Source organism: Rubrivirga sp., from assembly GCF_965213695.1.
Classification (GTDB): Bacteria; Bacteroidota; Rhodothermia; order Rhodothermales; family Rubricoccaceae; genus Rubrivirga.
Window position 1 is genome coordinate 389,640 of the sequence record NZ_OZ243912.1, and the last position, 22,736, is coordinate 412,375.

22 protein-coding genes are annotated in these 22,736 nt (G+C 72.1%); 14 read left to right on the forward strand and 8 right to left on the reverse strand.

Annotated elements, in window-relative coordinates; translation table 11 throughout:
• Position 1: 1 nt before the first annotated feature.
• The gene (ruvB, locus tag ACOOHE_RS01700) at positions 2-2,350 is read left to right on the forward strand and encodes a Holliday junction branch migration DNA helicase RuvB (protein WP_420457594.1); all 2,349 of its coding nucleotides are present in this window, start codon (positions 2-4) and stop codon (positions 2,348-2,350) included.
• 56 nt (positions 2,351-2,406) lie between these two features.
• Positions 2,407-2,892: a DinB family protein gene (locus ACOOHE_RS01705; RefSeq protein ID WP_420456069.1), complete on the forward strand. Its 486-nt coding sequence runs from the start codon at positions 2,407-2,409 to the stop codon at positions 2,890-2,892.
• A 99-nt stretch (positions 2,893-2,991) separates the two neighbouring features.
• Here ACOOHE_RS01705 and pgm read toward each other — a convergent pair whose 3' ends face one another.
• Positions 2,992-4,644, reverse strand: a complete 1,653-nt coding sequence (gene pgm, locus ACOOHE_RS01710) for a phosphoglucomutase (alpha-D-glucose-1,6-bisphosphate-dependent) (RefSeq protein ID WP_420456070.1) — start codon at positions 4,642-4,644, stop codon at positions 2,992-2,994.
• Positions 4,645-4,843: 199 nt separating this feature from the next.
• Here pgm and ACOOHE_RS01715 point away from each other — a divergent pair, with 199 nt between their 5' ends.
• Positions 4,844-5,206: an endonuclease domain-containing protein gene (locus tag ACOOHE_RS01715; RefSeq protein ID WP_420456071.1), complete on the forward strand. Its 363-nt coding sequence runs from the start codon at positions 4,844-4,846 to the stop codon at positions 5,204-5,206.
• Here ACOOHE_RS01715 and ACOOHE_RS01720 read toward each other — a convergent pair.
• Positions 5,203-6,627: a Na+/H+ antiporter NhaC family protein gene (locus tag ACOOHE_RS01720; protein ID WP_420456072.1), complete on the reverse strand. Its 1,425-nt coding sequence runs from the start codon at positions 6,625-6,627 to the stop codon at positions 5,203-5,205. The two genes, ACOOHE_RS01715 and ACOOHE_RS01720, sit on opposite strands and share 4 nt — an antisense overlap.
• 96 nt (positions 6,628-6,723) lie before the next feature.
• Here ACOOHE_RS01720 and ACOOHE_RS01725 point away from each other — a divergent pair, with 96 nt between their 5' ends.
• Positions 6,724-7,143 carry a hypothetical protein gene (locus ACOOHE_RS01725; protein ID WP_420456073.1) on the forward strand — a complete coding sequence of 140 codons (420 nt, stop codon included), beginning with the start codon at positions 6,724-6,726 and terminating at the stop codon, positions 7,141-7,143.
• 12 nt (positions 7,144-7,155) lie between these two features.
• Here the strand turns inward: ACOOHE_RS01725 and ACOOHE_RS01730 are convergent, their stop codons facing one another.
• Together ACOOHE_RS01730 and ACOOHE_RS01735 are read right to left on the reverse strand one after the other, a co-directional pair.
• The gene (locus ACOOHE_RS01730; protein ID WP_420456074.1) at positions 7,156-7,863 is read right to left on the reverse strand and encodes a bacteriorhodopsin; all 708 of its coding nucleotides are present in this window, start codon (positions 7,861-7,863) and stop codon (positions 7,156-7,158) included.
• A gap of 110 nt (positions 7,864-7,973) precedes the next feature.
• Entirely contained in the window at positions 7,974-8,717 is a 744-nt protein-coding gene (locus ACOOHE_RS01735) for a hypothetical protein (RefSeq protein ID WP_420456075.1), read from the reverse strand.
• A gap of 206 nt (positions 8,718-8,923) precedes the next feature.
• Here ACOOHE_RS01735 and ACOOHE_RS01740 point away from each other — a divergent pair, with 206 nt between their 5' ends.
• From ACOOHE_RS01740 to ACOOHE_RS01760, 5 genes are all read left to right on the forward strand, one after another.
• A complete protein-coding gene (locus tag ACOOHE_RS01740; protein WP_420456076.1) occupies positions 8,924-11,239 on the forward strand; it encodes a CDC48 family AAA ATPase in 2,316 nt (771 codons plus the stop codon).
• Positions 11,240-11,382: 143 nt separating this feature from the next.
• Positions 11,383-12,867, forward strand: a complete 1,485-nt coding sequence (locus tag ACOOHE_RS01745) for an ATP-binding protein (protein WP_420456077.1) — start codon at positions 11,383-11,385, stop codon at positions 12,865-12,867.
• 172 nt (positions 12,868-13,039) lie between these two features.
• Positions 13,040-13,162, forward strand: a complete 123-nt coding sequence (locus ACOOHE_RS01750) for a hypothetical protein (RefSeq protein ID WP_420456078.1) — start codon at positions 13,040-13,042, stop codon at positions 13,160-13,162.
• 343 nt (positions 13,163-13,505) lie between these two features.
• Positions 13,506-15,380 carry an Ig-like domain-containing protein gene (locus ACOOHE_RS01755; protein ID WP_420456079.1) on the forward strand — a complete coding sequence of 625 codons (1,875 nt, stop codon included), beginning with the start codon at positions 13,506-13,508 and terminating at the stop codon, positions 15,378-15,380.
• A gap of 105 nt (positions 15,381-15,485) precedes the next feature.
• Complete coding sequence (locus tag ACOOHE_RS01760; RefSeq protein ID WP_420456080.1) at positions 15,486-16,157, forward strand: hypothetical protein; 672 nt, start codon at positions 15,486-15,488, stop codon at positions 16,155-16,157.
• On the opposite strand, the gene ACOOHE_RS01765 is transcribed toward ACOOHE_RS01760, so the two are convergent.
• The 4 genes from ACOOHE_RS01765 to ACOOHE_RS01780 form a co-directional block, all read right to left on the reverse strand.
• The gene (locus ACOOHE_RS01765) at positions 16,154-16,441 is read right to left on the reverse strand and encodes a PqqD family protein (protein ID WP_420456081.1); all 288 of its coding nucleotides are present in this window, start codon (positions 16,439-16,441) and stop codon (positions 16,154-16,156) included. The two genes, ACOOHE_RS01760 and ACOOHE_RS01765, sit on opposite strands and share 4 nt — an antisense overlap.
• Positions 16,438-17,418, reverse strand: a complete 981-nt coding sequence (locus tag ACOOHE_RS01770) for a hypothetical protein (protein ID WP_420456082.1) — start codon at positions 17,416-17,418, stop codon at positions 16,438-16,440. Before ACOOHE_RS01770 ends, ACOOHE_RS01765 begins: the two co-directional genes overlap by 4 nt.
• 64 nt (positions 17,419-17,482) lie before the next feature.
• On the reverse strand, positions 17,483-17,647 hold the full coding sequence (locus tag ACOOHE_RS01775) for a hypothetical protein (protein WP_420456083.1): 165 nt from the start codon (positions 17,645-17,647) through the stop codon (positions 17,483-17,485).
• Between the two features lie 4 nt (positions 17,648-17,651).
• Positions 17,652-18,035 carry a lasso peptide biosynthesis B2 protein gene (locus ACOOHE_RS01780; RefSeq protein ID WP_420456084.1) on the reverse strand — a complete coding sequence of 128 codons (384 nt, stop codon included), beginning with the start codon at positions 18,033-18,035 and terminating at the stop codon, positions 17,652-17,654.
• Between the two features lie 520 nt (positions 18,036-18,555).
• Here ACOOHE_RS01780 and ACOOHE_RS01785 point away from each other — a divergent pair.
• The 5 genes from ACOOHE_RS01785 (at position 18,556) to ACOOHE_RS01805 (ending at position 22,703) form a co-directional block, all read left to right on the forward strand.
• Positions 18,556-18,966: an SCP2 sterol-binding domain-containing protein gene (locus tag ACOOHE_RS01785; RefSeq protein WP_420456085.1), complete on the forward strand. Its 411-nt coding sequence runs from the start codon at positions 18,556-18,558 to the stop codon at positions 18,964-18,966.
• A gap of 3 nt (positions 18,967-18,969) precedes the next feature.
• Positions 18,970-19,191: a hypothetical protein gene (locus ACOOHE_RS01790; protein WP_420456086.1), complete on the forward strand. Its 222-nt coding sequence runs from the start codon at positions 18,970-18,972 to the stop codon at positions 19,189-19,191.
• A gap of 35 nt (positions 19,192-19,226) precedes the next feature.
• Positions 19,227-19,571 (forward strand): hypothetical protein, encoded by a 345-nt coding sequence (locus ACOOHE_RS01795; protein ID WP_420456087.1) that lies wholly within the window; start codon positions 19,227-19,229, stop codon positions 19,569-19,571.
• A 93-nt stretch (positions 19,572-19,664) separates the two neighbouring features.
• Positions 19,665-21,992, forward strand: a complete 2,328-nt coding sequence (locus tag ACOOHE_RS01800; RefSeq protein ID WP_420456088.1) for a TonB-dependent receptor — start codon at positions 19,665-19,667, stop codon at positions 21,990-21,992.
• A 105-nt stretch (positions 21,993-22,097) separates the two neighbouring features.
• Positions 22,098-22,703 carry a hypothetical protein gene (locus tag ACOOHE_RS01805; protein WP_420456089.1) on the forward strand — a complete coding sequence of 202 codons (606 nt, stop codon included), beginning with the start codon at positions 22,098-22,100 and terminating at the stop codon, positions 22,701-22,703.
• Positions 22,704-22,736: the final 33 nt, after the last annotated feature.

The window sequence follows — 22,736 nt, forward strand, 5'->3', positions numbered from 1 at the left end:
CATCACGCCGGACAGCCTGGTGCTCACCCGGGAGGGCTGGGTCGAGTTCGCCGACCTGATCCCGGACGGGATGGCGCCCGGCGACTCGCGCCCGGTCTCGGTCGAGGTCCAAGGCGCCCTCGGGCTGGAGCCGGCCTCGCACGTCTACCGCAGCGGGCGCGTGCCGACGGTCCGGGTCCGCACGCGGGCCGGCTTCGAGATCGAGGGGACGCCGCACCACCCGGTGCTCGTCGCTACGGCGTGGGGACCGACGTGGAAGCGGCTGGGCGACCTGACGGCGGACGACGCCGTCGCGGTCTCGCGCGGCGCGCGCGTGCCGGGCCGGCCGGCGAGCGCGTGGTTCGCCCCCGACGGCAACGCCGCGCGGCGGCGTCTGTCGTCCGAGCGGACCCGGTTCCTCCACGCGGCCCTCTCGCGGTCGCTCGGGCGCCCCCCGGCCGCCGTCGAGCTCCGGCGGACCTACGCGCTCTCCGTGGGATGCGGGGAGACGCCGACGCCGGAACGGGCCGCGCACCGGCTCGGACTCCCCCTCAGCGACGGCCGCGCCATCGCCACGGTCGCCGCCCGGCCGCTCCCTCTGCCGCCGGAGGGGCGGCGCGTCCGCCTCGACGCGGACCTCGCGTGGCTCCTCGGCGCGCTCGTCGGCGACGGCCACGCGGAGGCGGACGGCGGGTTCGTGCTCACCTGCGCCGAGCCCGAGATGCAACGCGAGGCCGAGCGCGTGGTCGGGGCGACCTTCGGACGCCGGAGCGCCTTCCGCCAGCACGGCGACCGGTCCCCGCGGCTGGCGCTCGGCGCCGACATCGGCCGGGCGCTGGGCGCCTTCGGGCTGACCGACGCGACGGCGGCGGGCAAGCGGGTGCCCCACGCCGTTCGGGCGGGAACGCCCTCTGTCGTGGCCGCCTTCCTCCAGGGGCTGTTCGACGCCGACGGACACGCGCGCCGCGACGGCGTCGAGCTCAGCACGCGGTCGGAGGCGCTGGCCCGCGAGGTCCAGCTTCTGCTCTCCGGCCTCGGCGTGATCGCGTACCGGAAGGTGACCGCGAAGGCCGACGCGCCGTTCTGGACCCTCTTCATCGGGGGCGACGACGCGCGCCGGTTCTACCGCGAGGTCGGCTTCCGGCTCTCGCGCAAGCAGGCCCGTTCCGGCGAGATGCCGGCCGAGTCCCGGTGGAGCCGCTCGGACCTGGTGCCCGGCGCGGCGGCGCTGCTCGCGCGGATGCTCCGCGAGACCCGCCCTCACCCGCGAGCCGTTCATAAGGCGTTCGGGCACGTCGTCCAGGGCGACCGAGAGGTCTCGCGGTCGCAGGCTGTCCGCCTGCTGAGCCTCCTCCCGGAGTCGGCCCAAGCCCTACCCAAGGCCGAGGCGCTGGCGGCGCTGCTCGACCCCCGGGTCGCCTGGGACGCGGTCGCCGAGACGACGCCCAGCCACGCCGAGGCGTACGACTTCGTCGTACCGGGCACCCACACGTTTGTCGCCAACGGGATCGTCAACCACAACACGACGCTCGCGTACATCATCGCCGAGGAGATGGGGTCCGAGGTCAAGAGCACGTCGGGCCCGGCGCTCGACAAGCCGGCCAACATCGCCGGGCTGCTCACGAACCTCAACGAGGGCGACGTCCTGTTCATCGACGAGATCCACCGGCTGTCGCCCGTCGTCGAGGAGTACCTGTACTCGGCGATGGAGGACTACGCCATCGACATCCTGATCGACTCGGGCCCGTCGGCGCGGAGCGTCCGGATCGCGCTGCCGCCGTTCACGCTGATCGGCGCGACGACGCGGAAGGGGCTCTTGACGGCGCCGCTCCGGGCCCGCTTCGGCGTCGACTTCCGGTACGATTACTACGACGTCGACACGCTGCACAAGATCGTGCTCCGGAGCGCCGGGCTCATGGGCGTCGACATCGACAACGAGGGCGCCTTCGAGATCGCCCGCCGCTCGCGCGGCACCCCGCGCATCGCCAACAAGCTGCTCCGCCGGACGCGCGACTTCGCCGAGGTCGAGACCGAGGCCGGCCCGGGCGATGGCCGCGTCACGCGGCCCGTCGCCGACCACGCCCTCAACGCGCTCGACGTGGACGAGGCCGGGCTCGACGAGATGGACGCCCGGATCCTCCTCGCGCTCATGGAGAAGTTCGACGGCGGGCCGGTCGGCGTAAGCACGATCGCGGTCGCCGTCGGCGAGGACGCCGGGACCGTCGAGGAGGTCTACGAGCCGTACCTCATCCAGGAGGGGTTCATGGCGCGGACCCCGCGCGGCCGGGTCGCCACGCGCCGGGCCTACGACCACTTCGACGTGGCCCCGCCGCTCAAGCAGTCCGACATCTTCGACGAGCTGCTGGGATGAGCGCCGAGAGGACCGGGGGACGGGGAGCGGGGGACGGGCCGAGCCGTCCAGCGCCCGTGGCCGACCCCCGGATCGCGACGCACCTCCTGGCGCTCGACCGGGCGTTCGACGGCCGCGGCTGGCACGGGCCGACGCTGCTCGGCGCGGCGCGCGGGCTGGACGAGGCCGCCGCGAGCTGGCGCCCGGCGCCGGACGCGCACAACGCCTGGGAGTACCTCGCCCACGCGGCGTACTGGACGTACCGCGTGCTCAGGCACGTCGCCGCCGACCCGCCGGCGCGGTTCGACGAGCCGGGGTCCGACTTCTTCGCGCGACCGGCGGAGGGCCGGACGCTGGCGGACGACCTCGACCGGCTCGTCGCGTGGCACGGCCGGCTCGTCGAGGCCGTCCACGCGCTCGACCCCGCCCGCCTCGACGCGGTCGCATACGACGACTACACCGTGGCCGACCTGCTGGCGGGCATCGCGGCGCACGACGCTTACCACGCGGGCCAGATCCGCTTGCTCCGGCGCCTCCACGACGCGGCGCCAGACGGGACGTAGCGGGTGGCCCTGAGAGGGCGTGGCACGCCACGCCCCTACGGGAGGGCGCGAGGTCTGGGGCGGAGGCCCCGGATCTCTCCATCCCGCGTCCCTCTCCGCTCACACTCGCGCGCTGGCGAAGGCGTCGGCGACGATCTCTTGGGCCTCGGCCTGTAAGCGCGCGAGGTGGTCGGGCCCGCGGAAGCTCTCCGCGTAGATCTTGTAGACGTCCTCGGTCCCCGACGGCCGGGCGGCGAACCAGCCGGCCTCGGTCTGGACCTTGAGCCCGCCGATGGGCGCGTCGTTGCCCGGCGCCCGCGTCAACGTGGCCGTGACGGCGTCGCCGGCGAGCGTGTCGGCCGTGACGGCGTCGGGCGAGAGGTCCTTGAGGACGGCCTTCTGCTCGCGCGTCGCCGGCGCGTCGATCCGGGCGTAGACGGGGCTCCCGAACCGCTCTTCGAGCGACTGGTAGCGCTCGCCGGGGTCGCGCCCGGTGACGGCCGTGATCTCGGCCGCGAGCAGCGCCAGCAGGATCCCGTCCTTGTCGGTCGTCCAGGTGCCGCCGTCCGTGCGCAGGAACGAGGCGCCCGCGCTCTCCTCGCCCCCGAACGCCATCGACCCGGAGAGCAGGCCGTCGACGAACCACTTGAACCCGACGGGCACCTCGGCGAGGTCGCGCCCGAGCGACGCGGCCACCCGGTCGATCATCGACGACGACACCAGCGTCTTGCCGACGGCGGCCTGGGCCGGCCAGTCCGGCCGGTTCGTGAACAGGTACTCGACGGCGACGGCGAGGTAGTGGTTCGGGTTCATCAGCCCAGCGCTCGGGGCCACGATCCCGTGCCGGTCGGCGTCGGGGTCGCAGCCGACGGCCACGTCGAACCGGTCCTTGAGCTCGACCAGCCCGGCCATCGCGTAGGGCGACGAGCAGTCCATCCGGATCTGGCCGTCGCGGTCGACGCGCATGAACCCGAACGTCGCGTCGACCCGCTCGTTGACGACCTCCAGGTCGAGCCCCCACCGCTCGGCGACGCGCGGCCAATAGTCGATGCTGGCGCCACCGAGAGGATCGACCCCGATGCGGACGCCGGCCGATTTCACTGCCTCCAGGTCGAGGACGGCGCCCAAGTCGTCGACGTAGGGCTGGACGAGGTCGCGCTCGTGCGTCGTGTCGGCCGCGAGGGCGCGGGCGAGGGTCGTCCGCTTGACGCCGTCGAGGCCGGCGTCCAAGAGCGCGTTGGCGCGGGCCTGGACGGGCCCGGTGATCTCGGGCCCGGCCGGTCCGCCCGTCGTCGGGTTGTACTTGAAGCCGCCGTCGGCCGGCGGGTTGTGGCTCGGCGTGATGACAACACCGTCGGCGAGGCCGTCGGTCCGGCCGCGGTTGTGGGCCAGGATGGCGTGCGAGACGGCCGGCGTGGGGGTGGCCCCGCCGCCCTCTTGGACGATCACCTCGACGCCGTGCGCGGCGAACACCTCGAGGGCCGTGCCGAACGCCGGGACCGAGAGCGCGTGCGTGTCGAACCCGACGAACAGGGGCCCGTCGACGCCGGCCTCGGTCCGGTGCTCGACGAGCGCCTGGGCGATGGCGAGCACGTGGCCTTCGTTGAACGCGCCGTCGAGCGAGCGCCCCCGGTGGCCGGACGTCCCGAAGCTGACGCGCTGGGCGGGGTCCTCGGGGTCGGGCTCGCGGGTGTAGTACGCCGCGACGATGCGCGGGACGTCGGGCAGGAGGCTCGGGGGGACGGGGTGGCCGGCGAGGGGCGAGACGGGCATGGGGGCGTCGGAGGGGCCCGCAGTCTACCGCGCGGACCCCCCGTCCACACGCCCCTCGCTCCGCTCAACGGGCGCGCGGACTGTCCCCCTTGGCAAGGGGGACAGCTTTCCGAGCCGGGAGCGAAGCGACCTGCCGGGAAGCGGGGGGTTATGAGCGGAGCGAGTCGGAGTCTATGGGAACGAACGCTCGACTAACCCAATGGCGCTCTACAACCGACGGGGACAGAAGGCGATACGGCGACAACTGCGAACAGAAGGCACACCTGCGGAGGCGTCGCTGTGGCTTCAACTGAAGGGACGCCGGCTCGGGGGCCTCCGGTGGCGCCGCCAGTTCGGCGTCGGCCCGTACGTCCTCGACTTCTACTGCCCCGAAGTCCGGCTGGCCGTCGAGTTGGACGGGGCCGTCCACGACCGACCGGAGCAGCGAGCGTACGACGCAGATCGGACGAAGCACCTCGCGGCGGTCGGCATCCGAGTGATCCGGTTCGAGAACCGGATGGTGTTTGACCGAGGCGACGAAGTAGCCGCGACGATCCTGCGGGCCTCGGCCGAGGTGGGCTAGATCGCCGCGCCGATGAGCGCGAACCCGACAATGGCTACGCTGCCGGCCAGCAGCGCGTACGGGAGCTGCGTTCGGACGTGGGCGATGTGGTCGGTCGCCGCGGCCAGCGACGAGACGATGGTCGTGTCCGAGATCGGCGAGGCGTGGTCGCCGAAGATGCCGCCGGCGAGCGAGGCCGCGAGGAACGGCGCCAGCGGCAGGCCGAGCGCCGCCGCGGCCGGGACCGCGATCGGGATCATGATGGCGAACGTGCCCCAGCTCGTCCCGGTCGAGAACGCGACGAACGCGCCGGTCACGAACACGAGGGGCAGCAGCAGCGCCGGCCCGACGCCGGCCTCGGCCACGCCCGACGCCACGTAGACGCCGGCCCCGAGCTGGCGCGTGATGCTCCCCAGCGCCAGCGCCAGCAGGAGCACGAACGCCATCCCCAACATCCCGCCGGCCCCGGTCAGCCCGGTCGTCGTGAGCTGCTCGACGGTCATCCCGCGCTGGACGAGCATGAGGGCCCACGCCACCAGGAGCCCGCTCAGCACGGCCCACAGGACGCTCGTCGAGCCCGAGCCCTCCAGCAAGTCGCCGCCGCCCGTGACGTAGAGCCCGACCGGCATCATGACCACCATCACGCCGAGCGGCAGCAGCATGTTGACGACGCGCGGCGGGATCGTCCCGACCGGCTCCGGCACGAGCGCTCGCTCGTCGACGTCGGGCCCGGCGCCGGGCGCGTGGCGCTCGCCGCGCTCGGCCCGCGCCTCGGCCCGCTTCATCGGCCCGACGGCCCAGCCCGTCACGGCGACGACCCCGGCCAGCGTCACGGCCGCCAGCGCGTAGACGTTGTAGGGGATCGACGACACGAACAGCGCCAGCGGGTCGGCGACGCCCTGCTCGTTGAGGAGGCCCAGGATGTAGGCGCCCCAGGCGTTGAGCGGGATCAGGATGCAGACGGCCGCGCTCGTCGAGTCGATGAGGTACGCCAGCATCTCTCGCGAGCGGTTCTGGCGGTCGAACAGCGGGCGGCTCACGGCGCCGGCCACGAGGACGGTGATGTTCGACTCGATAAAGATGACGACGCCTACCAGAAACGCCAGCAGCCGAGCGCCCCGAGGCGACGACGCCCACCCCCGCCTTTCGAGCGTGTCGATAAACCCGCGGACGCCGCCCGACGCCTCGACCGTCGCGATGAGCGCCCCGATGACGAGCGTGAACAGGAGCACGCGCGTGTTGCTGGGGTCCTCGAACACGGTGACCGCGCCCTCGACGGCGCCCGCCAGCCCGGCCAGCGGGTCCCACCCCGCCAGGATCGTGAACCCGAGCCAGACGCCGGCCCCCAGCGAGAGGTAGACCTGGCGCGTCCCGATGGCGAGCCCGATGGCGAGAATCGGCGGGAGCAGGCTGGTCCAGGTCGGGTCGATCTTGGGCGGCATCGGCGTCGGGGGGCGGCGACCCCGATGGTACCACGCGGCCGTCGGGGGCGCGTGCCGTCTGGGCTGCCGCCAGCCAGACCGTGGCCTCGGCGTCGCTTGTCGGGCCCCCTCGGGCCCCCGTCCGACCCCCCGTCCGACCCCCCGTCCGCGCGCCCATCGCTCCGCTCAAGGGCGGGCGGACTGTCCTACCTGTTCACCGAGACCAGCGTCGGCGACGACGAGTACGACGACGACGGCTACGGCGAGCCGCTGTCGACGACCAACTTCGACGACCTCGCGCTGACCTACGGCGGCGGCGTGGGCGTGCTCGTCACGTTGCACCGGGGCTGGACCGACGAGGGCCGGCCGACGGCGGTCTCGCTCGACGCCCGCGTCCGCTACCCCGCGGGCGGCGAGGCCACCTACCTCGGCCGCGGCGACGTCACGCGCTACCGCGACGGCACCATCGGCGTCGACCCGCGCCGCTCGCGGACGGACCTCGTCGCGCCCCACCTCGGCCTAGCGTTCACGTTTTGACTGGACCGGGCCTCACGCGAGCTCGACGGGTCTCTCGACCGGGTCCATCTTGCGGAGCAGGCCGAGGTCCAGGATGCTGAACCCGACCTTCGAGAAGATGGGCAGCAGCACGAACAGCGCCGTGTCCACGGGCTGGCTGACCACGCCGAGCCCGGATGGCCCCAAGATCCACGTCAGCGGGTAGCCGATCCAGAACACGCCGAGGTAGGCGGCCACGGTCTTGAACGTGCTCGCGACTTCGGCGTCCTGGGCCTCGGCCACGCGGCGGAGCGGGCCCCACACGATCCAGAAGATGAGCACGAGGGCGACGACGCCGATCCCGTAGTACACGAACCGCGCCGTCCCCACCGACAGATCGCCGACGAGCCCGCACAGGATCATCACGACGTCGGCCGCGACGAGGGCCACGAGCGTGGCCACGTGCGGGCCCTTCTTCGTCCGCGTGGTGGCCGTCATCCACAGGGCGGCGAGCAACAACGGCGTCGTCACGACCCAGTCCGCGTAGCGGGCCCAATACGTCGTCTGGCCGGCGATCTCGACGGTCCCGTAGCCGAACGCCATCGCGAGGTACGCCAGACCGGACCACACCGGGATCGTGATGGCCACGATGTACTCCCAGACGGGGACGCCGCGCGGGTTCGCCATCCAGGCGGCGAACAGAAGCGCGCCGCCCGCCATGCAGGCGACGTAGATAGAGAGGAGGAGCGTTTCGAAGGACATGGACGCAGGGGGAGAGGAGGGCGAGAGACGCGCGTCGGCGTCCCTCGGTCCGCCCAGCCGCGAAGTCCTCCGTTTCCCCAGGCGTCCGCAGTGGTCCCCAGAAGAGACATCTACCCGTCGAGGGCGACCTCGCGGACGACCGCGCCGTCGGCGTCGAGCATCTCGACGCGCGGGGTGCCGTCGGCGCCGACCGTCGCCCGGAGCCGCTCACGCGCCTGGGGGTCGTTGAGACCGAGGTACGCCCGGCCGTCGATGGACCCGACGACGACGCGGTTGGACCAGTCCTCGCCGTAGCGGCCGTTCTCGGACAGCCACGCCTCGGCCTCGGCTCGCTCGGCCGGATCGTCGCTCCGGCGCCTCTCCATCATGTCGTAGCGCTCAGTGCCGGCGGGCCCATTCCGGTCGATCAGGCGGAGCGCGCCCGCGTGGTGCGTCCTCGTGTCGCCCTCCCACTCTTCCGAGTAGGACAGGTCGAGGGCTTGGTCGCGGCCTCGGCCGTCGAACGCGAGGTGGCCCGAGTGGGAGACCGTCTCGCCCGACCGGCGGCTCCCGTAGGTCAGCCCGCCCATCTCGGCGCCCTCGCCGTCGTAGAAGACGAGCCCCGACCGCCCCTTCGGCTCGCCGACCTCCCGGTCGCCGACGATGACGCCCGGCATCCGGGCCTCGTTGGAGACCACGAGCGAGAGCCGGCCGTCGGGCTTGCGCACGTTGATCCGCTCGACGTCGATCTCGACGAACCGCGTCGCGCGCTCGGAGCGGGCGCCCGTCAGCAAGAGCGCGCCGAGAGCAAGCGTGGAGCCGACGGCGTACACGGTGAGCCAGCGGACGTGGGTGGAGAGTGGGTCGACGGTCATAACAGGGTGGGTTGTTCTCTGGCGGTTACGGTCCGTGAATCCGATGGTTACGGCGTCGTCGCGCGTCCACTCGGGCTTCACTCGCTCGGCATGTTCGCGGAGACCGGGCGGTCCGGGGCGGAGGGCTCCGCCGCTCCCTGAAGCGTCCGTGAGGGACGAACCTCACACGCGGGCCCTCGTGGAACCGGCCGATCTCCACGACCGACATGGCCGACGTCCCGACCTCCACCGACACCGTCCGCTTGCAGGTGGCCGGCGCCCAGAACCCCGACGTGGGCAAGGGCGTCGCCCGGATGAGTCAGGACGCGCTGGCCGAGCTGGGGTTGGCGCCCGGCGCCATCGTTGAGTTGCGTGGGCCGAAGCGGGCGACGGCCGCCATCGCGTTGCCGCCGTACTCCGCCGACGCCGGGCTCGGCATCGTCCGCCTGGACGGGCTGCTCCGCGCGAACGCGGGCGTGTCGATGGGCGACCACGTCGAGGTCGCGCCGGCCCGGGTTCAGCCCGCGTCGAAGGTGACGCTGGCGCCGGCCCAGCCGGGCGTCCGCCTCCAGGGCCGCGGGCAGGCGTTGTTGCGGACCCTCCTCGGCCGGCCGCTCGTCTCGGGCGACACGGTCTCGACGAGCGTCTACCGGAGCCAGCCCGGCCCCCAGGACGGGATCCCCGGGCTGCCGCCCGAGGTGGCCCAGCGGCTGTTCGGCCAGCAGCGCGCGTTCGGGCTCCAAGAGATCCGCTTGATCGTGACCGGGACGTCGCCGCGCGGGATCGTCCAGGTGACGGAGCAGACCGAGATCGAGCTGCTGCCCGAGTACCAGGAGCCCAAGAGCGGCGAGAGCCCGGTCGGCATCACCTACGACGACATCGGCGGGCTCGGCGACACCGTCGACCAGGTGAGGGAGATGATCGAGCTCCCGCTCAAGCACCCCGAGCTGTTCGCGCGCCTCGGCATCGACCCGCCCAAGGGCGTACTCCTCTACGGTCCGCCCGGGACCGGCAAGACGCTGCTCGCCCGCGCCGTCGCGAACGAGACGAACGCCCACTTCTCGGTCATCAACGGGCCCGAGATCATGGGCCGCTACTACGGTGAGAGCGAGGGCCGCCTGCGCGAGGTGTTCGAGGAGGCGGCCCAGAACGCGCCCGCCATCATCTTCATCGACGAGATTGACTCGATCGCGCCGGCGCGCGACGAGGGCGGCGAGGCCGAGCGCCGCGTGGTCGCTCAGCTCTTGACGCTCCTCGACGGGCTGGAAGGGCGCGGCAACGTCGTCGTGATCGGGGCCACGAACCGGCCCGACGCCATTGACGAGGCGCTCCGCCGGCCGGGCCGGTTCGACCGCGAGATCGTCATCGGCGTGCCGGACACCCAGGGCCGCCGCGACATCTTGAACATCCACACGCGCGGGATGCCCCTCGCCGAGGGCGTCGACCTGGAGGAGCTGGCGCGGACGACGTATGGGTTCGTGGGGGCCGACCTCGGGGCGCTGGCGCGCGAGGCCGCCATCTCGGCGCTGAGGCGCGTCCTCCCCGACATGGACCTCGAACAGGACGAGATCCCGGCCGAGGTCCTCGACGAGCTGGTCGTCCGTGACGGCGACTTTGCCGACGCGCTCCGCCGCGTCCAGCCGAGCGCGCTGCGCGAGATCCAGATCCAGGTGCCGACCGTCCGCTGGGACGACATCGGCGGGCTGACCGAGACCAAGGAGCAGTTGCGCGAGGGGATCGAGCTCCCGCTCAAGCACCCCCAAGCGTTCGAGCGGCTGGGCATCCGCCAGGCGCGCGGCTTCTTGCTGTTCGGCCCGCCCGGCAACGGGAAGACGCTGCTCGCGAAGGCCGTCGCCCGGGAGGCCGAGGCCAACTTTATCGCGACCAAGTCGAGCGACCTGCTGAGCAAGTGGGTCGGCGAGTCCGAGAAGCAGGTGTCGAAGCTGTTCAAGCGGGCCCGCCAGGTCTCGCCGACGGTCGTCTTTATCGACGAGATCGACGCGCTCGCGCCGTCGCGCGGCGGCTCGTTCGGTGACTCGAACGTGACCGAGCGCGTGGTGAACACGCTGCTGGCCGAGATGGACGGGTTGGAAGAGCTCCAGGGCGTCGTCGTGATCGGCGCCACGAATCGGCCGACGCTGTTGGACCCGGCGCTGCTCCGCCCGGGACGGTTCGACGAGATCGTCTACGTCCCCGTCCCGGACGCCGAGGGCCGCCGCCGCATCCTGGAGATCCAGACCGCCTCGATGCCCCTCGCCGACGACGTGGACCTCGAGGCGCTGGCGGACCAGACCGAGCGGTTCTCCGGGGCCGACTTGGAGAACCTGGTCCGCAAGGCCGGCCTCCTCGCGCTCCGCTCGGACCTCGACGCGGCCACGGTCACGGCCGACGACTTCGCCCGGGCGCGCCAAGACACGCGGCCGAGCGTGACGGCCGAAGTCGAGAAGGAGTACGAGCGGATGCGGAAGCAGCTCAAGCAGGAGGACCCGCGCGGCGGGCGCCCCATCGGCTTCCAGATCGCGTCGGCGGACGGGGCCACCTGATCCGTTGAGCCGTGGGAGAGCGTCGTCGGGAGGCGCATAGGGAAGCGCGGGTCGCTCGACAAGCGGATAGGTCTTCCATCGGGAAACCCTCTCGTGGGCACAGGGGCCGGTCTACGTAGACTGCCTCTCCTCGCGTGCTACCGATGAACGACTCGCAGCTCCATCACCTCCTCAGCTCTTTGGCCGAGCTGCCTCACGAGACAGAGTGGGCTGAGTTCAAGGTCAACAACTACAAGCCCGAAGAGATCGGGGAGTACCTCTCGGCCCTCTCGAACAGCGCCCTCCTCCACGGCCGGCCCCACGGGTACCTCGTCTTCGGCGTGGACGACAAGACCCACGAGGTCAGGGGGACCGAGTTCAGGCCGTCCGAGATGAAGGTCGGGAACGAGGACCTGGAGCCGTGGCTGGCCCGGCTGCTCGACCCCCGGATCGACTTCAGGATCCACTCCGTCCCGACGACCCTGGGCGACACCGTCGTCCTGTTCGAGGTCGGGGCGGCGGGCCGGAGGCCGGTCAAGTTCAAGGGGGTGGACTACGTCCGGGTCGGTTCCTACAAGAAGAAGCTGAAGGACTACCCGGAGAAGGAGCGGAAAATCTGGCTCGGGACCACCCCACTCGCCTTCGAGGCCGAGCTCGCCGCCGAGGACCTCGACGCCGACGCCGTCCTCCGGCTCCTCGACTACCCCGCTGTCTTCGAGTCGTTCGGGCTCCCGCTCCCCCCAGGCAAGCTCGGCGTCCTCAACCAACTGGAGACCGAGCGGCTCATTTACAAAGAGGGCGAGAGCTACTCGATCACGAACGCCGGAGCCCTCCTGTTCGCCCGGTGGCTTCCCGAGTTCCCGGCCCTCGAACCGAAGGCCGTCCGGCTCATCTTCTACAAAGGGAAGGGGAAGCTGGAGACCGAGCGGGAGATCACCGGGAAAAAGGGGTACGTCGTCGGGTTCGAGGGGCTCATCGACTACCTGACCGACCGGCTCCCGGCCAACGAGGTACTCGGAAAGGCGCTCCGGGAGGAGGTCAAGATGTACCCCGACGTGGCCGTTCGAGAGCTGGTCGCCAACGCCCTCGTTCACCAGGACCTGACCCAGAAGGGGACGAGCCCGATGGTGGAGGTGTACGAGGACCGGATCGAGGTGACGAACAACGGGCTCCCCCTCATCAAGCCGCTCCGGTTCCTTGACGAGGTGCCCCGGTCCCGGAACGAGGTGCTCGCTGGGATCATGAAGAAGGCCCGCATCTGCGAGGAGCGGGGGAGCGGAATCGACAAGGTGGTCCACTGGTCGGAGGTCTACCAACTCCCGGCCCCGAGCTTCGAGGAGAAGCGGGACCACACCGTCGCCACGCTCTATTCGTACCGGCCGCTCAACGAGATGACGAAGGACGAGCGGGTCCGGGCCTGCTACCAACACGCCGGCCTCCGGCAGGTCCACAACGAGCGGATGACGAACAGCTCGCTCCGGGACCGCTTCAAAATCTCCGACGCCAACTACTCGAAGGCCTCCCGGATCATCGCAGAGACCGTCGAGGCTGGGCTCGTCAAGCCGTACGACCCCGAGAACAGGTCGAACCGGACAAAGAGCTACGTCCCGTTCTGGGCTCCGGGGGTCGGGGACGCCGGCCCCGTTTAAGTGACGGGCATGTGATAGGAAACGACAATCGGGGAGACGAGCGCCCATTTTGTCCCGTCAAGGCGGATTCGCTATGTGACGGGCTCGGCCTCCTCGCGCTCCGCTCGGACCTCGACGCCGATCTGTCACGGCCGACGACTTTGCCCGGGCGCGCCAAGACACGCGGCCGAGCGTGACGCCGGAGGTCGAGAAGGAGTACGAGCGGATGCGGAAGCAGCTCAAGCAGGAGGACCCGCGCGGCAACCGCCCCATCGGCTTCCAGATCGCGTCGGCCGACGGGGGCGTCGGTCGGTAGACCGGCCGCGCGCCCGCGACCCGAGCGGTGTGACCGCCGGCGCCTGGATTTCGCGTATGGACAGATAGGACGAGTGGCCCGGGCAGCCATGCGCCAAAGGCGCACCACGCTATGTGCCATAAGTCCCTCGGCCGACATCCGCTGTTTGGCCGTGCGCTCCTACTCTGCCCAGCGGGCAACCCCCCGTTGACCGGGGTCTAGCCGAGCAAAAGGTTGAGCTCGTCGCCTGTGACCGGCCCATCCTTTCTCGCCTACGGAGCCCCCCGCGTGTGCGGCGGCAGCCTCCTATCCGGACGGAGCGAGGAGGTCAACATCTCTCCCCAACCAACCCTCCCCGACAGACATGCAACGCTTCTACTCCCTCGTCGCCATGCTGGCGATCTCCCTGGCCCTCGCCCCGATGGCGTCGGCCCAGCGGGCCGTGCCGGGCACGGTCCCGTCTGGGTATTCCGGCCCCATCACCCCGTCCAACGCGCTCGACCCGGTCATCACGGAGACGGGCCTCATCAGCGCGTCCATCGACGGGTGCGGCACGACGGCCCCAACGTGCATCACCGATGTCGAGAAGCCGGCCGGCGCCACCGTCCGGCGGGCCTACCTGGCCGCGTCCACGTCGTTTAGTGCCACGATCCCCGACGGGGGCATCACGATCAACGGCGCTCCCGTCACCTGGGACGACACGGACTCGGGGTTGGGAGGCTTCTTCAACACCTACGGGTCGGACGTGACCGCCATCGTCCAGCCGATCGTCGACGCGGCTCCGGCGGGCACGGTCGCCCTCACCATCGGGGAAAGCAACACGTCCAGAATTGACGGGTCCTCGCTCGTGGTCGTCTTCGACGATCCCAGCGTGACGACCGGGAGCACGGTCGTGATCGCGTTCGGGGCCCAGGACACGGGCGGAGACACGTTCAACATCACGCTGGGCGGCCCGTTCGACGACGCGACGCAGGACATCACGATGTCGCTGGCCATCGGGTTCAGCTTCCAGGACGCGGCCGACCAGTTCAGCATCATCGACGTGAACGGGGAGCGCCTGACGAGCTCGGCCGGCGGCGACGACGACGCCGTGAACGTCAACCCGGCCAACGGCGCGCTCTACACCGTCGGCGGCCTGGGCGACGACCCGGCCAACCCAGCCGACCCGGACGGCGGACCCGAGGGGGACCCCCGGACCGACGACGAGCTCTACACGCTCGACCCGTTCATCGATGAGGGCGACACGCAGATTGTGGTGTTCTCGAGCAACCCGTCGGACGACGACATCATCCACCTCGCCACGTTCATCATCGAGGGGGCCTCGGCCATCATCGGCGAGGGCATCTTGCTCACGCCGCCGGCGGCCACGAACCCGGTCGGGACCGACCACACGGTCACGGCCTTTATCCAGGACGACAACGGCGACCCGGTCTCGGGGCGGGACGTGGACTTCGAAGTCCTCAGCGGCCCCAACGCCGGCCTCATGGGGAGCGACGTGACGAACGCGGACGGCAACGCCTTCTTCACGTTCTCCAGCGACGTGGCCGGGACGGACGTCGTCGTGGCCCGGTTCGAGGACAGCGAGGGCCAGACGATCACGTCGAACCAGGTGACCAAGACCTGGGAGGAGAGTGACGAGGACACGGAGGCGCCGGTCTGCGGCGGGATCACCATCGACCCGACGGGCCCGGGCCGCGTCCTGACCTCGGCGACCGACAACGTCGGGATCGTCCGGGCGAGCTTCCTGCGCGCGACGAACCTCGACGGGTTCATCAACGGCGCCGGGCCGTTCTCGCAGGGCGACGTCTACGACCTCCCCGCGCCGGCGATGTCGGTCGACATCGAGGGCGTTCGGAAGAACACGTCGAACCCCCGGGCCACCCTCGTCGTCCGCGTGTTCGACGCGGCCGGCAACTCGGCCAAGTGCGACCCGGTCCTCGACCAGCTCGCCTCGGCCTCGGACGTGACCTCGCTCGGCCAGAGCCAGCCGAACCCGACGGCCGGCCCGACCTCGATCCCGTTCTCGCTCGCGGAGCCGGGCCCGGTCCGGCTCGCGGTCTACGACGTGCTCGGCCGTGAGGTCGCCGTGATCGTCGACCAGGACCTCGGTCCCGGCTCCTACGAGCTGTCGTGGGACGGGACGGACGCGCTCGGCCGGGCGCTGTCGCCTGGGACGTACGTGTACCGGCTCAACGCCGGGACGTTCTCGGCGGTCCAGCAGCTCACCCTCGTCCGGTAAGCGGTCGGCCGCGCGGCGGTAGGTTGGGCCTCGGCCCGGCCGCCGCCTCCGCTCCCGAGGGGGCGGGGCCTCTCGGGGTCCCGCCCCTTTTCTTTCGGTCGTGTGATGCGCGCTCTGCTGGTCCTCCTCGGCGTCGTCGTCCTGGCGGGCTCAGCTCGCGGGCAACAGCGGTACGTGATCCCGCTCGCCGAGGACACCCTCCTGTTCGTCGAGAACCAGGGGGCTACCCGCATCCTCGGGACCCTGAACGGGGTGCCCTTCAAGCTGGTGGCCAACCCCGAGGAGGCGGCCCGGAGCGACAACGCCTACGTCATTCCCGACGACGGGGACCTGACCTTGGACATCGCGGCCTATATGGGGCCCGGGGACGACGCGAACGTTATCGAGTTCATCTCTCAGGGACCCCCCGGTAGCGGGTTCCGATTCGTCCTGGCGCCCGTGTACGTCGACGGCCAGCAGGCGCCGGACTACACCCTGGCGGATCTCGTCCCCCTCCCGAGTGCGTTCGGCCTCGTCGCCGGTCCCAACCCGTTCCGAGACCGGCTCCGCGTGTCGTACACGGTCCCCGAGCGCCGGATCACCGGCCTGCCCGTCCGCGTCGCCGTGTACGACGTGCTCGGCCGCCTCGTCGACACGCTCGTCGACGACACCCTGTACCCCGGGACGTTCACGGCGGAATGGGCGGGCGCGGGGAGCTCCGCCGCGTCGGGCACCTACGTGGTCCGGCTCTTGACCGATGAGGGCTCACAGGTCGCCGTCGTCACCCTCGCACGCTAGGCGTGGACGACCAAGCGCTCTCGGATGAGGTCGCGGAGGAGGGCCTCTACGCTGTCTCGTGCGTCGCGAGCGCTCACGGCGTATCGCTCCGTGAGCGCTAGGGTCAGGTCCGCGACGGTCTGGGGCTCCTCGAGCCTCAGCCACAGAGCCTCGCCGGTCGCGTTGAGGGTGTAGTACCGGAGGGACTTCAGGTGGAGCAGGACGGCGTCCCCACTCGACAACGAGGTGAAGTTGACGTCGCTGGCTTGGCGGAACGCGGGGGCGGCGTGGTCCGGGTCTGTCATCGGGGCGGAAGCTGGAACAGAGCGTCGGAGAGGACGCGGCCGGCCACGTCCGAGTCGAGGAGGTCCGTTCCCGCTCGGAGCAGGGCGGGCCGGGCCTGGCGGAGGAGGTCCGCGAGGAGGGCGTGGTGGTCCGCGACCCGTCCGTCGTCGGCGTCTCGGAGCGGGCTCTGCCCAACGAGCTGGACAAAGGCGTCCCCGACTGGGAGCGGCTCGACCGAGCTCACGGGCGCGTCCGTGATCGTCGGGAACACGACGAGGCGTGGGAGGCACACCTCGGCCTCGCGTTGGGGGTGGAGGGCCGCCACGTCCACGCTCCACTTGTCCGGCTCACCCATCTGGGGGCGCGCGTGGGCCTCAATCTCGGGGAAGCGCTCCGCCGCGTCGGCGTCGAGCCCGAAGGCCCGGCGCAACGAGCGGGCCTCGACCCCCCGCTCCGAGCGTCCGAGCGCGACCGAGTCGTCGGAGACGAACCGCCAGCCCGCCCGCACCAGGTTGTACGAGAGCGTGGACTTGCCGACATCGCTCGGCCCGACGACCAAGAGCCCCCCGGCGTCCGACGTCAAGGCCGCCGCGTGGAGTGCGAACAGCCCCCGATCACGGAGCAGCACCGACAGGGAGACCACGAGGTGGGCCTGGACTTCGAGGCCCGCCTCCCCAAGCCGCGCCCGCCGGACGAGGACGTCGACGGTCCCCGCCGCCAAGTCGAGCACGCTCGCGACGTTGGGGCCGGCGACCGTCCGGGCGTCCCCGTCCTTCCACAGCGACGTCCCAGGCACGAACGTCGAGACCTCCACGCCCCGCGGGGACGGGAGGGCCTCGACGACTCGGACTCGGACGACGACGGGGTCCGACGACCCACGTACGGAGTGGCCCTGGCTCTCGAACACGGAGCGGGCCCAGCCCGCCACCGCCTCGTCGGACTCCACACGCACCGCCACGCCAGCGACGACGTAGGCCGTCTCCGGCCCTGGGATCACGCAGGAAGGACCGACCGGGGGCGACGGGCGCCGCCGGTGACGGCGCTCCGCTGAGCCCACGAGCTTAGGGCGCCGGGGGGAAGAAGACGGACCCGCCCGTCACGGTGGGGAGGGGCTCGTGGCAGACCAACTCGGGCGCCACGAACGGCTCCCGGGTCTCGGTCGCCGGCTGGGGGGCCTCGTCGGGGAGTCGGTTGTCGGAGGGGGTGGGGGTCTCAGCGTTCGTCATGGCGCTAAAGGGCAGGGGAGGTGAGCGGAAAATGGAACGTGGTCGCGAACGTCCGGGCCGGGTCGGCGCGCTCGCCGAGCGGTCGGCCGTCGAGCGTGACCCACGCGTGCCCGTCCAGCCCTGGCCCGTCGTGCCGGACTCCGATCTGCAAGCGGGGCTGGCGCCCGGCCCGCGCGAGGATCCGATACAGGACGAGGGACTGGGGGAGGCAGTAGTCGCGGCGGTACACCCGGCGCAGCACGCCCTTCACGACACGGATCGCACCGTCGACGTCGACCGCCTCCCGCCGCGTTCGAGGGGAGGCGATGTGCCGGACGAGCGTCGGGAGCGAGACGAACCGTTTCAGCAGTTCGAACGCTACCGTCCCATAAGCGAGGTCGACGAGCACCCAGGCGCTTTCGCTCCAATGCCGGCTCGTCTCGCGACGGGCCGACGGATCGGAAGAGGGGGGCGCATGAGTCATCGGTCCTCGACGTCTGGGGTGGGGGCGGAACGGCCTCCACCCGGACGAATCTAAAGAACCGCTTGGGAAACGGCGCGGCCCCCGTCGAACTCACTCTTGGGGGCGGCCCCGCGCGTGTGGGGAGTCTCGTACCCCCTCCTTCTGAGCTCGTATCCCCTTCTTCTGAGAGAGAGAGGCAGCGGGTCGAATCGGAGCGTCGCCAATAGCTGGAGGTTGTAGTCTAAGCCTCCAGCGGCTCCGGCTCGCGCAAGACCGGGCCGGGCCGTGTGCGGCCACGTCGGGCGCCGACGCGCGGCTTTCCTCGGCCCGCTCGGGGTGCTCCGTTGGGGGCGCCGGCGGGCGGAGGCGGCGCACAGGAACGGACCATCGGTGGCCGGGCGGCGAGGAGACAGGCCCCCACTTCTTCCGCCACCGTCCTACTTTCGGGTACTCTCCCGTCGTTGCCGTGCCCGAACTCTTCTCCGCTCCCTGGGCGACCGCCGTCGGCGACGCCCTCAACGCAAGCGACGCCTACCGCGAGGCCGCCGCGACGTGGGACGGCGCGATCCGGCTCGCCGCCCGCGACGTGCCCGGCGGCGGCGAGCGGGCGGTCTGGCTCGACCTCCACCACGGCCGGTGCGACGAGACACGGGCCGGCGAGCACGCGCTCGCGGCGGAGGCCCCGTTCGAGATTGCCGCGCCGGTCGCCGTCTGGACCGAGGTGCTGGCGGGCCGGCTCGACCCGCTGATGGGCATGATGCTCGGCAAGCTTAAGGTGACCGGCGACATGGGCCAGATCAGCCGGCACGTCAGGGCGGCCAAGGAGATGGTCGCGTGCGCGGCGTCGGTCGAGACGACGATGCCGGACGCGGGGTAGGCCGTGCTGTGGGGAGCCCTGATCTTCGCGGGGTCGGCGGTCGCCCTTGCCAACGGGACGCTGGTGGTGCGGGCCCCGCCGGTCGGGCCAGACGACGACCCGTTCGGGGACGAGGTGGCGTGGGACGAGGTGGCGTGGGACGAGGCGGCCCGCGGGATGGGGCGGGTCGCGGTCGCGCTGGGGGCCGCAGGGTGCGTCGTGGGCGTGGCCGTCGCGCTCGGGTAGATACGAGGTCCGGCGGGCCGTACGTTGCCCCCGTGATGCGCCGCTCTTCTGCCCTGCTCCTGCTCGCCGCCCTCCTGGGAGGGCTCGGCGCGGCGTCCGTGCACCGGGCGCAGCACGCCGTCGAGTGGGCCGAGGCCCAGCGGACGCACGCCGAGGACCACCACGAGACCGGGGGCGACCACGCCTCGACGCCGTGCACGGGTGGGGACCTCCACGCGCTCGACTGCGCCATCTGCTCCGGTCTCGGCGGCGCCGTCGTCGAGGCCGCCGGCGTCGCCGACGAGCACGCCGAGGTGGAGCGCCAACGGGAAGCGCTCGTGGCGCTCGGGGCGTTCCGGCGCGCCGCGACCCCGGCCCGAGGGCCACCGACTGTCGCCTAGATCGGCCCGCTGCGTGCGGGCGTTCGTCCGGTCGGCACGCGCCGTCCGGTCCTGGTTCCGGCCGCGCGTCTGCGGCCCCCGCGACAGTCCCCCATGCTCTCCCTCCGTCTGCTGGCGGTCGCCCTCGGCTTGGTCGCCGTGGGCACCGCGGATGCTCAGTCCCTCTCCGGCCGCGTGGTCGACGCCGAGACCGGCGCCCCTCTTCCCGGCGCCGCCGTCCGCGTGCTCGACCGGGGCACGGCCACCGACGCCGATGGCCGGTTCGCGCTCGCCGGCCTCCCCGCCGACACCGCGACGGTCGCCGTCACGTTCGTTGGCTACCAGCCGTGGCGCGAGACGGTCGACCTGGGCCGGACGGCCTCGCTCGACGTCCGGCTGGCGCCGGCCGCCGACGTGCTCGGCGAGGTCGAGGTCTCGGCCGACGCGGCGCAGGAGGCGCTGGGCCGCGACGTCCGCGCGGTGGCCGTGCTCGAGGGGCGCGCGCTGGAGGAGATGCGCGGCCAGACGCTGGCCGAGACGCTCGACGGGCTCAACGGCGTGACCACGCTCTCGACCGGGCCGACGATCGGCAAGCCCGTCGTCCGAGGGCTCCACTCGGACCGCGTGGTGATCCTGGAGAACGGGGTCCGCCAGGAGGGCCAGCAGTGGGGCGGCGAGCACGCGCCCGAGATCGACCCGTTCTCGGCCGGGCGGATCGAGGTGGTCAAGGGGGCGGCCGGCGTCGAGTACGGGGCCGGGGCCATCGGCGGCGTCGTCCGGCTCGACGACCGCGACCTCCCGACGGAGCCCGGCCTCGGCGGGCGGCTGGGGCTCCAGGCGTTCTCGAACTCGGGCCAGGGCGCCGGGTCGCTGGTCCTGGAGGACGCGCCGGCCGGGCTGCCGGGCGTGGCGTGGCGGCTCCAGGGCTCGTTCCGCCGGGCCGGCGACGCGCGGACGCCCGACGTCGTGATCCGCAACTCGGCCTTCCGCGAGGCGTCGGGCCACCTCACGGTGGGGTACCAGCGCGGGCCGCTCGCGCTCGACGGCCACCTCCGCCGCTACGACACCGAGCTGGGCATCTACAAGGGCTCGCACTTCGGCAACGCCCGCAACCTCGAGGCCATCATCGCGCGCGGCGGGCCCGACCCCGACTGGGACTACCGGTTCTCCTACGACATCGAGGCGCCCAAGCAGCGCGTGACGCACGACGTGGCGAGCGTCCACGGGCACACCACGTTCGGCGACGGCCACCACGTCGACGCCCAGTACGCGGTCCAGAACAACCGCCGCCGCGAGTTCGACGCCCACCGCCCGTATAGCGACTCGCTGGCGGCGCTCGGCAGCCGCCCGTCGTTCGACCTCTCGCTGCTCACGCAGTCGGTCGACCTCAAGCTCGAGCCGAGCGTGTCGGACCGCGCTCGGCTGGCGGTCGGTGTGCAGGCCCGGACCCAGCTCAACGAGAACGGCGAGAGCGGGACCCTCGTCCCCAACTTCCGGGCCTACGACGGCGGCCTGTTCACGCACGGGAGCTGGGCCGCCAGCCCGGCCCTCACGCTCGACGCCGGTCTCCGACTCGACGCGCGGACGATGACGGCGTACCCCCTCGACCGCGCGAGCCGCCGGGTCCGCGCCGACACCCGGACGTTCCTGGGCGGCGCGGCGGCCGTCGGCGCGCTCTACGCGCTGGGCGAGCACTGGAGCGTGGCCGCGAACGCGGGGAGCGCGTGGCGCCCGCCGAACGTGAGCGAGCTGTACTCGTTCGGCGTCCACCACGGGACGGCCCAGTTCGAGATCGGCGACCCGGACCTGGGGACCGAGCGGAGCCTCGACCTCAGCGCGACCGTCCGCCACGAGAGCGCGCTCGCCTCGGCCGAGGTCTCGGGCTACGTCAACCACATCGCCGACTACATCTACGCGCTCGAGACCCCCGAGCCGACGGTGACCATCCGGGGCACCTTCCCCACGTTCGAGACCACCCACACCGACGCCCGGCTGGCGGGCGTCGACGCGAACGTCGAAGTCCGCCCGACGGGCTGGCTCGACCTCGGCGCGCGGGCGTCCGTGCTCCGGGCCGACAACCTCGACCTCGGCGGCCCGCTCTACGGCGTGCCCTCGGACCGCGTCGGGGCCCACGCGAGGGCGACGGCCGGCCGTCTCCTGGGACTGGCAGACGCCTACGCCGAGGCCGACGTCCAGCACGTCGCGCGGCAGGACCGGGTCCAGCCGGGCGCGTACCTCGCCGCGCCGTACCCGCCGGGGTACACGCTCGCCGGCCTCCGGCTCGGCGCGACGCTCGATTGGAACGCGGCGCCGGTCCAGCTCCAGCTCGGCATCGACAACCTGTTCGACGTCCGGTACCGCGACGCGCTCGGCCGCTTCCGCTACTTCGTCGACGAGCCCGGCCGCAACGTCACGCTCCGCGTGTCGGTCCCGCTTGGCTAGGCCACCGCTTTGGTCGGGATCGTCCCGGCCAATCTCGGTCGCCAGCCTGGCGGGCGCGTACCCGTGGGATGGCGACCTCACGTCTCATCACCACCCCCCACTCCCATGTTTACCTATCACACTCTCGCGCGCGGCGGCGCCGCCCTCGCCCTCCTGGTCTCCCTCGCCGCCTGCGACTCCGGCGAACCGGACGATGGCGCCGGCGAGGAGGAGCTGATCACCCAGGTCTCGCTCACGCTCACCAACACGGCTGATGCCTCGGACGCGGTCACGATCACGGGGACCGCGTCGGACGGGCTGGTCATCGACACGTTCTCGCCGGCCCGCGTCACGCTCCGCCCCGGCGCCACCTACGACGGCTCCATCGAGCTGCGTGACACGATCAACGACGAAGACATCACCGAGGAGATCGAGGGGGAGGCCGAGGAGCACCTGTTCCGGTACACGTTCCAGCCGGTCTCGGCCGGGACCGTCACGACCACGGACACCGAGAGCGACTACGGCTCGGCCGACGCGAACGGCGGCGACTTCGGGGTCGGCCTCCGGTTCCGGGCGTCGGTCGCGGCCGGCGCCAGCGGCTCGGGCACGCTGACGGCCGTGCTGTACCACTTCGACGAGGGTCCGAAGACGAGCTCGACGGCCACGAGCGACGAGATCGACGTCGACATCGCGTTCCCGGTCTCGTTCGGCGGCGCGTCGGCGCGGCGGTAGCGCCGGCCCCTCCCGCTGGCGGCCGTCGTCAGT

Coding starts and splice junctions, on each gene's coding strand:
- pgm (WP_420456070.1), bottom strand. CDS start 4,644: ATGCCCGTCTCGCCCCTCGCCGGCCACCCCGTCCCCCCGAGCCTCCTG.
- ACOOHE_RS01715 (WP_420456071.1), top strand. CDS start 4,844: ATGGCGCTCTACAACCGACGGGGACAGAAGGCGATACGGCGACAACTG.
- ACOOHE_RS01720 (WP_420456072.1), bottom strand. CDS start 6,627: ATGCCGCCCAAGATCGACCCGACCTGGACCAGCCTGCTCCCGCCGATT.
- ACOOHE_RS01730 (WP_420456074.1), bottom strand. CDS start 7,863: ATGTCCTTCGAAACGCTCCTCCTCTCTATCTACGTCGCCTGCATGGCG.
- ACOOHE_RS01735 (WP_420456075.1), bottom strand. CDS start 8,717: ATGACCGTCGACCCACTCTCCACCCACGTCCGCTGGCTCACCGTGTAC.
- ACOOHE_RS01740 (WP_420456076.1), top strand. CDS start 8,924: ATGGCCGACGTCCCGACCTCCACCGACACCGTCCGCTTGCAGGTGGCC.
- ACOOHE_RS01745 (WP_420456077.1), top strand. CDS start 11,383: ATGAACGACTCGCAGCTCCATCACCTCCTCAGCTCTTTGGCCGAGCTG.
- ACOOHE_RS01755 (WP_420456079.1), top strand. CDS start 13,506: ATGCAACGCTTCTACTCCCTCGTCGCCATGCTGGCGATCTCCCTGGCC.
- ACOOHE_RS01760 (WP_420456080.1), top strand. CDS start 15,486: ATGCGCGCTCTGCTGGTCCTCCTCGGCGTCGTCGTCCTGGCGGGCTCA.
- ACOOHE_RS01765 (WP_420456081.1), bottom strand. CDS start 16,441: ATGACAGACCCGGACCACGCCGCCCCCGCGTTCCGCCAAGCCAGCGAC.
- ACOOHE_RS01775 (WP_420456083.1), bottom strand. CDS start 17,647: ATGACGAACGCTGAGACCCCCACCCCCTCCGACAACCGACTCCCCGAC.
- ACOOHE_RS01795 (WP_420456087.1), top strand. CDS start 19,227: ATGCGCCGCTCTTCTGCCCTGCTCCTGCTCGCCGCCCTCCTGGGAGGG.
- ACOOHE_RS01800 (WP_420456088.1), top strand. CDS start 19,665: ATGCTCTCCCTCCGTCTGCTGGCGGTCGCCCTCGGCTTGGTCGCCGTG.
- ACOOHE_RS01805 (WP_420456089.1), top strand. CDS start 22,098: ATGTTTACCTATCACACTCTCGCGCGCGGCGGCGCCGCCCTCGCCCTC.